We start from the raw sequence: 16,691 nt of genomic DNA, 5'->3' as shown, positions 1-16,691 counted from the left end.
GAGCGGCCGATGCTAACAAGCTCGAAGCAATTTATATTTTTGTATCTCAAACTACACTGCATGAACGTGCTCATACCTCGGCACCCTCAAAGAATGCCCATGCCGTTCTATAGTCATCCTCACGATTGGCACGCGTGAACGGGGCTGTGTAGGTACGCTCAACCGTCGTTGCCCCTCCCGGCAAGGTGTTGTCAGTCACCCATTGCGTGATGACGGTACCGTCGGGCACTTTTGGGGTGCCGCCTTGCTTGACGATGGCCTTGCTATCGCCCGTCGTGGGACTGGCATAGGCCCACAGTTCTTCCCAGCCAAAGTTGCCTTCGCGGATTTTGCTGTCTGGCGTCTGAATGCGGGTGCGCGGCGTGCTGCGGCCCCCCTTGCGCGGTAGCCCTACGCCCACCAGCCCCTTACTGTTGGTAAAGACAATGCGACCGTTAATATCGTACCAGGTGTCACGCTCGTTTTGTTGTATCACTGGGAACTGCACGCGGTAAATGAGCAGCAGCTCGTCGAGCTTGAGGCCCAGTGCTTGAGCCACCAGCACGTCAATTTCAACCAGCGCCATGCGGCGAGCGTAATCGCTGCGTAATGCGCAGTTGCGCGTCCATGTTCCGGTGAGGTTTTGCCAGAAATCGTGCGGCAATCGGGGATTATCGGGATGGCTCCAGCACTCATCGGCAAACGCTACGTCGTAGAGTTCTTCCCACAGGGGCGCGTAGTAACAGGTCAGACAGGATAACGCCAAATATCGCAGATTCAGACTGTTGTTCTCGACGATTGGCAAACGGTCAGTAGAATCACTCCGCATATGACCCTTGCCGGTAGTCTTAATAAAAAAGTCCGCAGGAATCGAACTAACACCAGCGGAAAACGAAATCATCGCGCGGTAATCTCTAAAAGATATAGAAAATCCCCCGTCAATGTGCGCGACTTGGGGCGGGATAATTGCTCCTATCGCTGTTCGTTCCATCGATGGACTAATCATCGTCCGGTGAATGTGGCGAAAGAAATCTGTCACCTTCTTTGCATGCGGTCTTTGTGTCGTTACTAAATCACTCCAAGGCACAGACGGAGTACGGCGCAAGTATTCGGCACGGTCGGCCATCGGGCGATAGTTGGTGCGTGGCAGGTAGTCCTCGGGTAAGGTCACGAGGTCGATGGCGTCGTAAGCGAGTGGTGTGTCGCACAGTTGGCGAGGCGATTTATAAAAGGGATTCGCCACAAAGAAATGCGGACCCGAGAGCACCCAATCCGTCGGGCTCATGGCAAACCCAGAGTCAGTGGCGGGGCGGCGACTCATGGTGCCGTCTTTCTGTGCGGCTGTTTCGTGCCACATTTCAGTCGGGAAATAACCGTCCCCCAAATCTGCCAATCTGCGCGGATAGGAAGCCAACTTTGCCAGCACGCTGCTCAAGGTCCCAGCATGTAACGCGGGCAGACGGGCGCGGCGCGGCCGGGTGCCTGGTTCATCGTAAAGTTGGGCGAAAGTCGCCAAAGAGGCATCGTCTACCCTCACGATGCGGTCACGGTGCCCGTCAGTGTTCCACTGACCTTGGTCATTCTTGATGCCACCGGGTAAGCCTGCGCCATCGTGCTGGTAGCTCGCATCCACCGTTGAAGGCAAAAACAAATTGGCTAGGTTGTCAAACGCAACGACACCTCGAATAGGCCCATAGACATTGATACTGTATTTGGCCCGGTGCCCAATGGGGAAAAGCATTTCTTGGTTTTGAAATTGGAAATGTCGCCGCAGTCGTAAGTACATCGCCTCTCGCAGATAACCCCCCTTGGGGTCGTCATACGGTCCTTCCGGGTGTAACAGTGCGCTCACCCCTTGCGGGCTTGAAATTCTCCATGCCAGCGGCATGAAACACTTGTACAAATTCGCCGACATTCCCTTAAGCAGTGGATAGTTCTGCACCCCTGTCAGGAAGTTCTGCGTGCCTTCAGCCTCTTGCAACTCTTCAGTCCAAGCGTCAAGCAAGCCTGCGAAGTCGTTGAATGCCTCACTGCGCAGCTTCGCCAGGTCACTCGCGCTGATTTTACGAATCGCAAAAACCGGGTTGCGTTCTCCGAGAATTCCCGCCTCGTTCCACTCCACCTTTAACCAGGGCGGGTTCCCGAGAATCAGGTCGAAGCCGCCACTTTTGAGCAACACATCAGCAAAGCACAAGTCCCAATGCATGAAGCGACGAGCCTCGGCCACCGCCTCCACCTCGGCCACGCGCGGGAAATGTTGCCGCAGCTTGCTGATGCGCAATTGCCCAAACTTGTCGTGCAGGTTAGGTACCCCCGTCGCCTGACTCAGCGGAAGCTGGTCCTCGAAACCCATCAAGGTGCCCTGCACTTCAGGAATGAGGACCTGTGGCTCTTCCGGCCCGGTCGGTTGCAGGTCCAGTCCCGGCTGGGGGCCGATGTCGATGACGTTACCCTCCAGGATGGCGCCCACTTCCATCCACCACTCCTCGCGGCTGGGCAGATACTGGCTATGCGTGATAGGCCAGAACCACAGCGCGCACCAGTAATCCATGACCAGCTTGAGACGGCGAAACGGCGTCGCGAGGTCGCCGTCTTCATTGAGCAGGCCCTGCCTGCGAATAGCCTCTTTCTGGGCGCGGGAGAAGTTGTGGGCGCCGTCTTCATTCAGACCGCCCTCGTAGGGCCAGACGGACATCGAGTCTTCTGTGCGCGCCCGGTCGCGTGCCAGCGCGGCGGCGTGTTCCTCCCAGAGTTCCTCCACGCGGTGGCTGAGCTGCTGCAGGCGCGCCGTTTCATAGTGGGTCAGCGCCGCCGTCATGGTCTTGCGCCATGCTTTCAGACGCTCAAAATCCTGCGGGTACAGGGCTTTGGCCACCTTGTCGGTGTAATTCGCCATGCCGGGGTCGGGCAGCAAAAAGTGCCAGATTTCGTCCATCCGACGCGGCTCACTCGCGGTGACGCGGCGCGGTGGCTCTTCGTGCCAGGCGGGTTTGGCTCCCTTTTTGAGGGAGGCGGCGCTGTAAACCTGATGGCGCGCGCCGATGAGGCTGTTGCCCGCGAACAGCTGATAGCCAAACCAGGGCACGCGGGCCGGCAAGGGGCGGCCGTTCTCGTCGGTTTCGCCATAGATGGCGTTCAGCCAGATGGAGACTTCCGCGAGTTCCACCGCGACGGGATTCAGGTCCACGCCAAACACGTTGCGGTCAGCCAGATACATGCGCACCTTTTGCAGCTCCTGCGGGTAGTCGTCGTGGGGTACGCGGCGACCCAGCTCGGCCTGTTTGCGCTCCAAGTAAGCTTCGGATAGCTGATTGACCGCCTCGTTCAGAAACGCGGCGCTACCCATTGCTGGCTCGCACACGGTGAGCGTGAGGATGTCATCGGCTTCGTTGACGCGGTCGCTGTCCAGCAACTCCTTGAGGGCGTATTTCACCAGGCAGCTGGTGAGCACTTGGGGGGTGTAGTAGCTGGCGGATTTTTGCCGGTCGCGCCCTGCGAGGCGGTAAATGAAGTTGCCGCGCCCGTGCTTGCGCAGCACCTGGTGACCGGCGTCGTTTGTGTCATAAACACGCTCATCTTCCCTGTAGTCTGACAGGCGGCCGGCAGGTACAAACCAAGCATTTTCGAGCAAATCTGCGTCGTTGCCTTCAGTGCGGCCACGGCGACCCGAGGTCGCTTCCTCGTCGTTGTCGTCGCCCTCTTCTCCATCCTCCCCGCCGCCATCATCGCCAGCGGAGGCACGGCCTTTTTTGGGCGCGGGTTTGACTTCGTACAGGTCTTCGGCGGCAAAGAACCCCCGGTAGCTGAGCAGCGCCTCGTACACCGCACCCAGCTGGTTGATGGACAGCAACTGGTAGCTGACACGACCGCTGCGTTTGCCCTTGCCCTGACCACGGCTGAGGGACATCAGGCGGATGATGCGTTGCCAGACATGGTTGGGAAAGCGCACCTTGACCAGCAACGGCATGGTGCTGTCGTCAAACAGACGGCTGTCCAGCGGTGCCAGGGCAAAAGTATCTTTGGCGCCAGCTACAGTGTCACCAAGCTGGTGCTGGACGGAGTCGACCTGGCCGCACCCCTCCGCCACCAGCCTGAACAGGCGGCGCAGCGTGGCGTCGAAATACAGGCCATCGCGGGCATGCGGGGTGGGCAGAGGCTGCATTTCCAGGTCGCGCAGGCTCTCAAGACTGTAACCTTTGAGGTAGACCTCGCTCTTGCTGATGGGCACATAGCCCAGTTCGGGCCTTGCCTCGATGTAGAACATGAACAGCAGCCGGTACACCATCCGCAGGCATTCGAGGCTGAGGTCGGTGTCGACGAGCTGGTCTTTGCCGCTGAAGAACCCCTTCCTGGCGTCAGCCGCCTGTTGGCGCAGCTGGTTGGCGGCTTCGTTGCCAAGCAGCTCAATGGCTTCACGGAGCGCATATTTAAGGTCTTCGCTCACGCCAAAAGCATGCTTGTGGGCGTTTTCGTCGAGGGATTCAAGCAGGCTGCTGCCCTCGCCCGGAGCCAGGCTGGTTTTGTGCAGCAATGCGGCAGCGGCCTTGAGGGTGTCGGTATCCTTGCGGTCGAGGATGTCCGCCCAGTCAAAGCGCAGGGCACGGTTGTTGGGCCACTTGTACCGGTCCAACAGCAGCCATTGGTCCAGTCCCACCAGCAGCACGTAGCGGGGCGCGGTTTCAGCGCCAAAGACGGCGTCTGACAGCATCTCCGCCCAGGTTTCGCCGTGCAGAGGATTCGGCACAGTTTCGCCGCCGTAGTGCAGGGTGCTCAGGGCATGGTCGAGCAGGTCTTCGCCTTCGGCACCGGGCTTGTAGGCAGGGACAACGGCCAGTTGTGGCAGTTGCAGGTACCAAAACGGAATGGGCGAGCCTAGCACCAGCTCGTAGCTAGTGGGTAGATTGGCGGGTCCGGTGTACCCCAACGCTTGTAACAAGCCCGTCTGGATTTGGGTGAAAACCTGCCAGCGTTCGGCATCGTCACGGGCCCGGTTGATTTGGCTGCGCAAAGCAAACCAGCGCTGTGCCCAGGCAGACAGTCGTTTCGGAGGCGCCCGGTGAGCCTCTTCGCCGGGGTGGACGACTTCGTCAGCGTCCCAAGCGTCGAGACGGGCTTTGATGTCACCCTTGAATACCTCAGCCAGATAGTGGTGGCTGTAAAACTCGTTTTCGTTGGCAATGCCAGCGAAAGTTTGAACGGCTTCCAATACGGGCATCGTCAGGCTCCGACATTCGATGAGGACACCGGGCCAGGATGGCAGACACCGGCAAGCACCTGAATCCAAGGCTGGGGCTCGGTAGTCAGGGTATCGTGCACCCACTGGCGGTAGTCGTCAAAGACGCGGTTGATTTGCTGGCTGCGCTGCTCAAAACGACCTCGCTTGACCGTTTCTAGTTGGCGTTCCAGGTCGAGCGTGAGCTGCTCCATCTGGCGAGCTTGCAGCCGCTGCAGTTCGGTCAACGTACCCGCCAGTCGTCGCTCAAGCTGGCTGGCAAAGGCAGTTTGTTTTTGCAGCATATAAGCGTGCATAGCTTTGACCGCTTCGGGTAAGACGGCTTGCATGGAGGGGATGGCATCTACGAACTCAGGCGTGTGGCCCCGATTGGGCAGGCCGCCAGCTTTGAGGCCGGCACGGGCCACGAAGGCATCGAAGGACTCCAGCGCAAAAGCGCACTGCTCCGCTCCATTGACAATTCGGCTGGCCACCTGCCACTCCACCAGCAAAGGCTGTCCCTTGCGGTTGGGCACCAGGCTCATCAGGATGAACGCCTGTTCGCCCGGTTGCAGCTTGTGACTTTGCAGCAAAGGAGCGCGGTGCCGCCCAAAGTGGGTAAGCACACGGTCACCCAGCCAGTCCATGATTGGGTGCTGCGGCCACAGGTAGTGCAATAGAGGCCAGGTGTCATCTTCGGCCCGAGCTTGACGAGCGGTTTCAATTGCCGCGTCCATGCGCTTCGCGTCGGCACACAGGGAGTAGTGGTCGTTGCTCGCTTGCACCTCACGCGGTAGCTGGCGCAAGCGTTCCTGCAGGTCCGGAGGCGCAGTAATGGCGATGATTTGCTCATCGTCGTCGGGAGCCCACTGGCACAGGGTCCCGCCGTGGTTAAGTTGGGTGAGCGCTGTCTTGGCGTAGTGGAAGTCACTGGCGAACAAGGACGCAGGCTCGTCGATATGGTCCAGGCTGTTGCCTGGCTGTTCCGCAGGGTCAGGGGCGGTGCCTTCGGTCGGGGTAGCGACTGCACCACCGCCAAAGAGCTGCATCAGCCAGTCGCCGTCGTTGTCGTCTTCGACAGCGGCGGCCTGGTCCAACGTGGCTTCGACCTGTTCAGGGCTTAGGCCATCGGCCATGAAGCCTGCGACTTTCTCAGTTTCCTTGTCAGGGTCGTAGACGTTGAGGAAAGCGGATGGGTCACCCAGGTTGAAGTTGGCTTGCTCGTCCTTTTGTTCAAGGATTTCGAGAATACGCAGGTCGCCCTTGATTTTTTCGTTCGCGGTTTCGGTGAACAGGTAAACGATATGCGGCTGCTGTTTTTGCCCGTAACGGTCTACCCGGCCGTTGCGCTGCTGGAAGACCATGAGCGACCACGGCAAATCGAAGTGCACCAGGCGGTGGCAGAAGTAGTGCAGGTTCAGGCCTTCGCTGGCTACGTCCGAGCACAGCAGCACGCGCAGCGGGTCTTCGAGGCGGCAAAAGCGCTCCACCAGTTCCTGCTGTTCGGTGTCGGCCATCTGGCCGTGCAACACCTCGATTTGATTGGGCCTGAGTTTGAGGTCGGTGATGAGCTGCGCTTGCAGCCAGCGCAGAGTTTCAATGCGCTCCGAAAAGATGACCAGGCGGTCAGAAGCGTCCTGCACCTTCCAGCCAAAATCGGCCGAACGCAGTTGCCGCAGGAGACGCTGATATTTGCTGAATCCACTCGCTGTCGAGTCCTGGGTCAAGGCCTGCAGGGCATCAGCCAGCAGTTGCAGGCCTTGCACCTCAGTGGCCTCGTCTGCAGTCGGGCTGGATTTGCTTTGCAGCAGGTCCATGCGCTTTAGTGTGGACTCCAGAGCCGCCGCCGGGCTGGAGAACAAGGCCTTCTGCAGGCCAATGCGCTGAAGCTCGGACTGGCGACCGGCCTTGTGCTGCCCCCCCTGTGTGAAGGACACATCCAGCAAGGCGCGGTAAACCGCTTCTTCGTACGCACTGGCAGGTTGACGCAGGCAGGTGGTCTGGCGCTCCTGGAAGTCGGCGGTCACCTGGTCACGGATGTCCTTTTTGAAGCGGCGAATCACTAGGCCCTTGCTTCGGAAATCGTCCGGGGTATAGTCGTCAGGGTCCGAGATGGCGGTAGGGTCCAGCAAGCTCATCAACGAGGCGAAGCTGCGGGCTGAACCGTCGTGTGGTGTTGCAGACAGGAGGATGAGCGTGTCCGAGCGCGTCGCCAGCAGCCTGGCCAGCCGGGCGCGGCGGGACAGGCCGGTCTCCCCTGCACGGGCGGCCACGTTGTGGCATTCGTCAATGACGATGATGTCCCACCACGCGTTTTCCAGATAGTTGCGGTACTCCAGATTGCTTTTGAGCGTATCGATGGAGATGATGCTGCGGTCAAAGTAATTGAACGGATTGTGATTGGCCGGAATGCGGTTGCGCACCCGTGCCAGACCAACAGAGTCCAGCCGCACCAGCGGGATGGAGAAGCGGCTCCACCACTCCTTCTGGAACTGGGTGAGCATGGCCTTCTGGGTGACCACCAGGATGCGCTTGCCCCGGCCTCGCTGAATCAGCTCAGTGGTAAGCACGCCTGCTTCCATCGTCTTGCCCAGACCAACAGCGTCCGCAATCAGGATGCGCGAACGGGGCTGACGCAGGGCTTGCAGAGCTGGGTCCAGCTGGTAAGGGACCAGATTCATCACGCCCCGGTGCCCCAGGTGAATGCGCTCGTCATTGGCTACGCTGCGACGGCGCAGGCTCTCCAGATACAGGACCGTGGCGTTGTACGTGGGGCTGGCGTCTGGCACCAGCTCAGTCTTCGCCGGGTCGAGGATTTCGATGGCGTCTTCGAGGCTGGTCAGAAACAGCGCTGACTGACCGCGAACCAGGTCAGAGATACCATCGCAGGTGAGGAGCCATCCTCCATCTGCGGCGGGGTCCACGCGGCGAATGAGCCACTCTTCATCACGTATAACGGCGCGTGCACCGGGGGCAAACGGGAGCATATTAATCAGGCCATTTTTATAGTCGTCGCAAATACTAACAAAGAAGTGCTAGTTCCCGAAATTGGACAAGCTGACAAGTAACGTCCACCAACTAACACGCGCGAGGTTGTCGAGGAGGCAGAGCGCCTGCGCCCCGTCGTCACTCTAGGTACCCGATTGTGATGCCCACGTGAGCCTGTCGAAATCGCTTCGGAGGTTCCATTTCGATTTCGTGCTCTGTTGGGGTATCTCGGATGCGTCGTGGAACTCATAGGGGACGCCAAGGGCGTCGCCCACAAGGAGCCCGTACAGTCCGCCACGGATACGGTGGCCTCGCGAGAGCTCCTTGGGAGTTCATTTTTCTGACCTCTTCTGGATAATTGTTGTTCTGCCCGCGCGCCACGTGCTACCCGTCTGAAGCGTCACACGGCCAGGCTACCGATATGCGGACGACTACGTTCTTTAGCTGCGTTATCCGGCGACTATGCCGTAACAGGCCTGGCTTCGTATGCTTCGTCAAAAATGCGTTCGAGCGTAGGACTAACTCCCCGAAGACCGTCCACCACAGCCTTTGCCCAGTCGAAATACTCGCGCTTGCGCTCCGCCGTCCAGTCTGCTGGCGGGCTGCCTGAAATATCGCGGAGATTGCAGATTTTGTCGGCAAGCTTTACCAGCTTTGCCTGACCGCTGATATGTGATGCATGCTCAACCTGCAGGCGCTTCCTTTCCCCCTTCGGCAGAGATTTGTCGTCCGTTACCTCCAGCACAATACCCGCGACCGTATGCCCGAACTGTTCAGCGAGTTCGGACAGGGTTGTCTCAGTGTCTTCGATTGTGTCGTGAAGAATAGCGGCGACCAGCACGTCCTCGTCTTCAATATCGCCCTCGTTTGCGAGCACATCGGCCAGCGCTATAGGGTGATTTATGTACGGCGACGCATCCGCATCTTTCCGGCGTTGATTGCGATGCTTGTCGGCGGCAAAAGCTATGGCGTTGATGACAATGTTCACGAGTAGTTCCTTGATTGGTTGACAAACGCCAGCTTCACTTCCAGCACACAATTCACGGCAATTGGGTCCCGTAAGCCCTCATCTCTGGGCACGGTCGGGACGGAGCTCATTTCTAGCTCGCGATTCTTATCACGCGCAGCTCCGCTATTGAACCCAGCTTTACGATTTATCTCCATTCCAAACCGGTACGGTGTCCCCGCATCCGCGTAGTCTCGCTGGTACGGCGGCATTCCCAAGCTTTTGCCAGTGAAGAAGTGTTCGATTTTTCATGTACTCACATTTGTCTCGGGATTTTCTTTCGACGGGGGCGCTTACTCGAACCAGTGAATTCGGGGAGTTATCGCGTACCTCATGCCGCCCGAGAGGTGCGAAACACGTAAGGTATAACTCCGCTTCACAGCGGGATATCGGCCTGCAGGAAGCGAACTTTAGACCATCATCGTAATTTGACTATTGGCGGCCACAGCGGCGGACCAGTGACTGACCGTATTTTCACGGTAAGGCGCGTCTCCACCATTCCAGTTGCAAGCGTAGACACGTTATGGGACATTTCTTGTCCTGACACAACGCCCACAAAAGTCGATGGCCAAAATCGATTCTGAAATCCTCGCCGTGCTGCCAACCCCACGGTCGCAACAACGCTGGCTGACGACGCCGGGCGTGGCTGAAGCGCTGAGGCGTAAAGGCCAGACAAGACATGCCGCCAAACAGCAATTATTGTGTTTAAATTCCAGTACTCACAAAATAAACTCCTAGGGCCGTCATGCGCATTGAATCAGTTCGCATCAAAAACCTGAGAACAATCAAGGATGCAGTTGTTGCCATTGACCCGTACAACTGCTTCGTCGGGCCGAATGGCGCGGGCAAATCAACCTTTCTGTTTGCGTTGAACGTCTTCTTCCGCGAGACCGACGGCGTATCTACCGATGTCACGGCTCTGTCCGCCGAGGACTTTCACCGAAAGGATACGTCAGAACCAATCGAAATCACGGTCACGTTTTGCGAGTTGGACGACAACGCCAAGCAGGAGTTCAAAGAGTATTTTAGGCAAGACAGGTTGATTGTCACAGCGAAAGCAATCTTTGACCCAGTTACCGGCCGCGCCGAAGTGCGACAGTTCGGCGAACGATTGGGAATGTCGGAGTTCATGACCTTCTTCCGACGTCAGGGCGACAAGGCCAAGGCTGACGAGCTGAAGCAGATATACATGGCTCTCCAGGATAAATTCGAGCTGCCAAAACCTGGCAGCGTAGCTGCGATGGCCGACGCCCTAAAGACCTTTGAGGCGGACCGCCCAGACCAATGCGTACTGATTCCTAGCGAGGACCAGTTTTACGGCGTCAGCAAAGGTGCGAACCGGCTCCAGAAATATTTGCAGTGGGTCTACATTCCCGCTGTCAAGGATGCGACAGCTGAACAATCCGAAGGAAAGGCCACTGCTCTGGGAAGATTGCTTGCGAGAACGGTACGGTCTAAAGTCAATTTCGCTGAGCGCCTGAACGCTCTGGCCCAGCAGGCGCGCGACGAATACCAGAAACTGCTGGATGAGAGTCAGGGCGCACTCGAAGGCATCTCCGATTCGCTACAGAACCGGTTAATGCAGTGGGCGCATCCGGACACCAGTCTGCGGGTAAGTTGGCAGCAGGACCCGGACAAGTCAGTCAAGGTTGAGGAGCCGTTCGCGAAGATTATCGCCGGCGAAGGCACGTTCGAAGGCGAGTTGGCTCGCTTTGGCCACGGTTTCCAACGCTCCTTCCTCCTTGCTCTGCTGCAGGAACTAGCAAGCCAAGGAGAGTCCACCGAACCACGACTCATACTCGGCTGCGAAGAGCCAGAACTCTACCAGCATCCTCCTCAGGCGCGACACCTCGCGGGCGTCCTGCACAGTCTGGCCACCGGTGGCTCTCAGGTGTTGGTAACGACCCACAGCCCGCTGTTTGTTTCGGGCGACTCCTTCGAAAGCGTACGGCTCGTACGTCGCGATTCAGCCACGAAAGCATCGTGCGCCACGCGGCCGTCGCCGACCGAAATCGGACGTCACTATGCGGAACTGACTGGTGAGGCCCCTCTCGCCGCAAGGGGGAGCCTCGCAAGAATCGCGCAGATATTGCAGCCAACACTTTCCGAGATTTTCTTCGCCCAGAAGCTCATTTTGGTCGAGGGAATTGAAGACGTTGCCTATATTCACTCGTGGCTGACACTGACCGACCGCATGCATGAATTCCGGAAAGCCGGTTGCCACATCGTCCCGGTCGACGGCAAGAGCCATCTGCTCCGTCCCGCAATCATCGCTCGGCAGCTGGCGATTCCTCTTTATGTCATTTTCGACGGCGACGCTGATTGCGAAGATAAGCACAAGGCGCACCATCAGAAAGACAACACGGCTCTGCTCAAACTACTGGGCGGCGATGAGAAGACGCCGCTCCCAACCGACACGGTTTGGACCAAAGACTTCACCATGTGGCGCACAAATCTTGGTCAAACCGTTGACTCAGAACTCACAGCGTTCGTGGGAGCTGCTCAGTACGAGCAGGTAAAGAACAGGGCGCACGCGTTCTACGGCAACGCAAAGGGTATACATAAGAATCCCCTGCTTATCGGTGCAAAGCTCGCCTTCTCACTCGACGACGGAGCGAAATCGGCGTCGCTCGACAAACTCTGCGTCCAGATTCTCGAATTCGGGAACAGGTAAATCTCGGTCGGTCAGCCTTGCAAGCCGCCCACTGGCCGATGACTACCAGGCTAGGGGCGCGTCCTCGTATCACAGAATCGTTGTTCCACACTGTCGTCCCTATGCGCATCCTTCATACCTCAGACTGGCATTTGGGCCAGCACTTCATTGGCAAGAGTCGCCAATCCGAGCATCAGGCGCTCATCGACTGGCTTCTCGTGCAGGTGGATGAGCACGCAGTAGACGCAGTGTTGATAGCGGGAGACATCTTCGATACCGGAACACCGCCGAGCTATGCGCGCGAGCTTTACAGCCAGCTGGTCGTACGGCTGCACGCGGCGGGCGTGAGCTTGTTGTTGCTTGGGGGCAACCACGACTCCGTGGCTACATTACGCGAAAGCAGTGCCCTGCTCGCACAGTTGAGTGCGACCGTCGTTCCTTCGACTGAGGACTCGACTTCGCAAGTTCAGGTCTTGCTTAAACACAGTGACAACGGGAGCCGTGAACCCGGGTGTGTCGTGTGCGCCATTCCGTTCATTCGTGCGCGTGACGTTCAGCAAAGTCAGGCAGGGCAAAGCGCGGAGGACAAGCAGCAATCTCTGCAGACCGCGATTCAGGAACATTACCGCGCAGTGTTTGACGCTGCCAACAAGCGGCGAGCCGAACTGGCGGCACAGCTGGGTCGCTCTCTGCCGTTGATTGCGACCGGCCATCTAACGACCGTAGGAGCCGTAACCAGCGAATCGGTACGCGAAATCTATGTAGGTTCGCTTGAGGCTTTTCCCACGTCAGCCTTTCCACCGGTTGATTACATTGCCCTGGGTCACATTCATCGACCACAGAAAGTTGGAGGACTGGACCACATCCGATACAGCGGGTCGCCAATCCCCCTAAGCTTCGATGAGGCAAAACAGCAGAAGGAGGTGCTGCTCGTTGACGTGAATGCCGATGGGTTAGCGGCGGTGACACCCTTGCGGGTGCCCCGGTTCCAGCCACTTATGGCGATTACCGGTAACCTCTCCACGCTCGCGAAGACATTCGCCGAACTCGCCAGTGAAGCTACGGCTGAGCGGCCCGTGTGGGCTAGAAGTGACTGTGGCTGAGGATGACTACCTCGTCGATTTGCCAGCACGCATCCAGACCCTAGCCGAGGGGTTACCGGTGGAAATCTTACGCATTCGGCGCGACCGTGGGAACTCCGCCCCACATCTCGTTTCCCAAAGCCATGAAACGCTTGATGAGTTGAGTCCTCACGACGTGTTTGCGCGCCGGCTTAAGCAAGAGGAACTGACAGACGAATTACGGTTGAAGTTGACGGAACATTATCGCGACGTTGTTGCAACTGTGACGGAGGGAAAAGCATGAAAATCCTGACCCTTCGACTCAAAAACCTTAATTCGCTGAAAGGCGAGTGGCATATCGACTTCACCAAACCGCCCTTCTCCAACAATGGCCTTTTCGCCATTACCGGGCCAACCGGCGCAGGCAAGTCGACGCTTCTCGATGCTATCTGCCTCGCGCTCTATCACGAGACTCCACGGTTGAAGAACGTATCCGCATCGTCCAACGACATCATGACGCGACACACAGCCGAGTGTCTGGCAGAGGTCGAGTTCGAGGTGAAAGGGACGGCCTACCGCGCCTTTTGGAGTCAGCGACGCTCCCGGGATAAGGTCGACGGCGCGCTGCAGCAACCGAGAGTCGAACTTGCGTCCTCTGATGGCACCATCATCACGACGCAAAGCAACGAAAAGGTGAAGCGCGTCGAGTCCATCACCGGTCTCGATTTTCCACGCTTTACTAAGTCGATGTTGCTTGCACAAGGTGGATTTGCTGCGTTTCTAAACGCAAATGCCAATGACCGCGCCGAGCTTCTTGAAGAGCTGACCGGCACGGTTATTTACGGCGAAATTTCACGTACCGTGTTCGAACAGACGCGGGAAGCAAAGCAAATACTCGACCAGTTCAAGGCACGCGCGGACGGAGTCGAACTTCTGACCGACGAGCAGCGCCAGAGCGTGCAGGAAGATATCAAAGGCCTCGAAGTCCAGCTGATAGACGTACAACAACAGCAACAGGTCTTGCAAACTCGTCGTCAATGGAGAGCCGACCTGACAAAGTCAGAGCAGGAGCTGAAGACGGCAGAGGCGAGGTCGACCGGAGCCAATGAGGCGCTCCGGGCGTCATCGAGCGACCTGCGGCGCCTAGAGGAAAGCGAGCCGGCTGAAGCCCTGCGGCCGCTATATCAAAACCAACAGAGGGCCGAGGCCGAGTACCGTAAAACCGATGAAGCCATCAAGAACGCTTCGCGAGAATATGAAGAATTTCTACGCAAACAGCATCGGTGCCACCGTGCAGCTCGAGCCTTCGCTGACCAGGTTCGCGATAATGCTCAAGCCGCGCTGCAGCGGCTTGAACGTGAACGAGAGCAGCTCGACGATTTCTGTGCAGCCAATCCAAAACGGGCTGCATTGGGAGAGCGCTTGGGAGTGTGGCACGGACAAATCGCGCGTCGGGCGCAGCTCGCATCGGAAATCACGGTGTTGCGAAAAGCGCAGCAACAGCTGGACCAAGAGCAACTCAAACGCAACAGTGACCTGACCACGCGTGCCGCCGAACTCCTGCGCGCCCAGACGTCGAAAGCTGCATCAGACGCCAGGCTGCAGACAGCGCAGTCGGAGCAGCAGCAGCGAATGGACGGCCGCACCCTAGCCGAAATGCGTCACCGATGGCAGACCGAACAAGCGGCGGTTAGTCGCTGGCAGCAGTTAGAGACGCTCGGGCAGCGCCTGCGTGAGCTCACCGAACATCGCGCCGAGCTTTTCCGCCAGATAACCGAGGGACGAGCCACAATTGTAGAGCAGGAAACGGCAATCAAACGTCTGCGCGAGCAGCACGAAGACCTACAAAAGCAGGTGGCCGATAAGCAGAAGCTGCTGGAGCAGGAGCAGCTCATCCGTAGCCTCGACGACCATCGCCAACGTCTTCAGCCCGGCGCGGCCTGCCCCCTTTGCGGCTCGCTGGAGCATCCAGCGGTTGCCAGATACCAAAGCCTCGACGTCTCGCTCACCGAAGCCAGCCTGAGACAAAAGACCGTCGAGCTTAATGCCCATGGGGCCCAGATTCAACGTGCCGCCGATGAGCAATCCGCACGACGCGCAACACAGACGCAATGGGAACTCCAGCACGAGAAGGTCGAGTCTGACGCAGCGAAAATGCAAACGCAATGGGACGCCGACATTCACGCCGACATTCTCGACTTGCGCACGGAAAACACGCTCCGTGCAGATAACTGGCGGTTTCCGGAAACCCTAACTGCCGGGCGCCAGATTGCCGAGCAAGCCGTTGCACGTGTCAAGCAGGAACTCGACGTCGTAGACGGGTGCGAATTGTTGCTTGGGCAACTTCGCCAAGTCAACCATAAGGATGGCGAAGCCGTCCAGGCCGCGCAAAGCCGAGTTGATTTGCTGAAACAGTGGATTCAGGCCGGAGATATTCGGCAGGCTGAGTTGCTGCGGGATGTTCAGACGCGCGATATTGAACTGCGCGACGTTTGCGACGCATTAGAAAATTCACTCCTTGACGGTGGATTTGCCCTCCATGACCTGCCGGAGGATACGGCGGCGTGGTTGCAGGAACGCGCCGGCGAATGGCAGGGCTGGCAACAAACGCAGCGCCGACTGCAGCAACTTGCGGAAGAACTGACGCGCCAGAGGGCTTTATGCAGGACGGCGGAAGTCGAGGCTGAGCAATGGCACGACAGATGGCTCGCTCTCTCGTCGACGGACGAAGGGGAAGCTGACGACATCGTGCTACCTGGCGACATCTCCGACCCTGCAGTGTCGCTGTCGCGCTGTGCCGCAGAAATCGGCGAACTGAAAGACTATCTTGCGTCGCTGCGTGGGCGGCAGACGCAGTTAGCGACAAACCTTGCTGCGCAGCAAAAAGCGATGGATGAGACATCGTCCGCGTGGCAGACTGCATTGACCGAGAGTCCCTTTGTCGACCTTCCCGCGTTTTTGGCAGCGCTACTACCGGTTGAAGAGCGCCAGCGCCTTAGGCATCTTAAGGAGCAGCTGCATCGGGCGAAACAGCAGGCAGATGCCGTGCTCACCACCACTCGTGAAAAGCACAATCACCTGGTGTCGCTCGCTCACACCACGGCCCTCCTCGGTGAACTTGACGCCCAATTGATGGAAATAGATACCCAACGCCGGACACTAAGCGAAAAGATTGGTGGAAAGCGGGCGACTTTAACCAGCGATGAGCAGCGGCGGCAGAATCAGCAGGCTCTGTTTTCCGAGATTGACGAGCGCACGAGAGAAGTTGATGTCTGGCAGCGCCTCGACGGCCTGATAGGCTCTGCGAAGGGTGACAAGTTTCGCAAATTCGCACAAGGGCTCACTCTCGACCATTTGCTGGCGCTCGCCAACCGCCACCTAGACCGATTGCACGCGCGTTACCTTTTGAAACGGAAGGCGACCGGAGAGCTCGAGTTAGAGATTGTCGACGGCTGGCAAGGCGATGTTACGCGCGACACCCGCACCCTCTCTGGAGGCGAAAGCTTCCTCGTTAGCCTGGCATTGGCATTGGCCCTGTCCGACCTCGTCAGCCATAAGACCTCCATTGACTCTCTCTTCCTCGACGAGGGATTTGGGACGCTCGATGGCGACACGCTGGAGGTTGCGCTTGATGCTCTGGATACGTTGAACGCGAGCGGCAAGATGATTGGTGTCATCAGCCACGTTGAAGGTCTGAAGGACCGCGTCGCCACGCAAATTCGGGTCGAAAAAGGCGGTGGTGTCGGACACTCCCGACTTTTTTGGTGAGTTGGTGGGCACCCACTATGGGTT

At 58.2% G+C, this 16,691-nt stretch carries 6 protein-coding genes and 1 pseudogene; 3 read left to right on the top strand and 4 right to left on the bottom strand.

The genetic code is table 11. The features are described from left to right. Positions 1-70 precede the first annotated feature (70 nt). From OKW30_RS23160 to OKW30_RS23145, 4 genes are all read right to left on the bottom strand, one after another. Complete coding sequence (locus OKW30_RS23160; protein ID WP_429347684.1) at positions 71-5,194, bottom strand: class I SAM-dependent DNA methyltransferase; 5,124 nt, start codon at positions 5,192-5,194, stop codon at positions 71-73. Between the two features lie 2 nt (positions 5,195-5,196). Next, the gene (locus OKW30_RS23155; protein WP_429347683.1) at positions 5,197-8,178 is read right to left on the bottom strand and encodes a helicase-related protein; all 2,982 of its coding nucleotides are present in this window, start codon (positions 8,176-8,178) and stop codon (positions 5,197-5,199) included. Between the two features lie 144 nt (positions 8,179-8,322). Then, complete coding sequence (locus tag OKW30_RS23150; RefSeq protein ID WP_429347781.1) at positions 8,323-8,469, bottom strand: hypothetical protein; 147 nt, start codon at positions 8,467-8,469, stop codon at positions 8,323-8,325. Positions 8,470-8,639: 170 nt separating this feature from the next. Further along, positions 8,640-9,167: an HD domain-containing protein gene (locus tag OKW30_RS23145; RefSeq protein ID WP_429347682.1), complete on the bottom strand. Its 528-nt coding sequence runs from the start codon at positions 9,165-9,167 to the stop codon at positions 8,640-8,642. A 763-nt stretch (positions 9,168-9,930) separates the two neighbouring features. Between OKW30_RS23145 and OKW30_RS23140 the strand changes: the two genes are divergently transcribed. The 3 genes and pseudogenes from OKW30_RS23140 to sbcC all read left to right on the top strand — a co-directional run bounded on the left by OKW30_RS23140 (position 9,931) and on the right by sbcC (position 16,667). Next, positions 9,931-11,859 (top strand): ATP-dependent nuclease, encoded by a 1,929-nt coding sequence (locus tag OKW30_RS23140; protein ID WP_429347681.1) that lies wholly within the window; start codon positions 9,931-9,933, stop codon positions 11,857-11,859. A gap of 101 nt (positions 11,860-11,960) precedes the next feature. Next, positions 11,961-13,203 (top strand): annotated as a pseudogene (sbcD, locus tag OKW30_RS23135) (exonuclease subunit SbcD). After that, on the top strand, positions 13,200-16,667 hold the full coding sequence (sbcC, locus tag OKW30_RS23130; protein WP_429347680.1) for an exonuclease subunit SbcC: 3,468 nt from the start codon (positions 13,200-13,202) through the stop codon (positions 16,665-16,667). Before sbcD ends, sbcC begins: the two are co-directional and overlap by 4 nt. Positions 16,668-16,691: the final 24 nt, after the last annotated feature.

Origin of the sequence: Paraburkholderia sp. Clong3, assembly GCF_050436485.1 — a bacterium.
Lineage (GTDB): Bacteria > Pseudomonadota > Gammaproteobacteria > Burkholderiales > Burkholderiaceae > Paraburkholderia > Paraburkholderia tuberum.
Note: the sequence above shows the minus strand (reverse complement) of the source record. Positions and strands in the feature narration are given on the sequence as shown.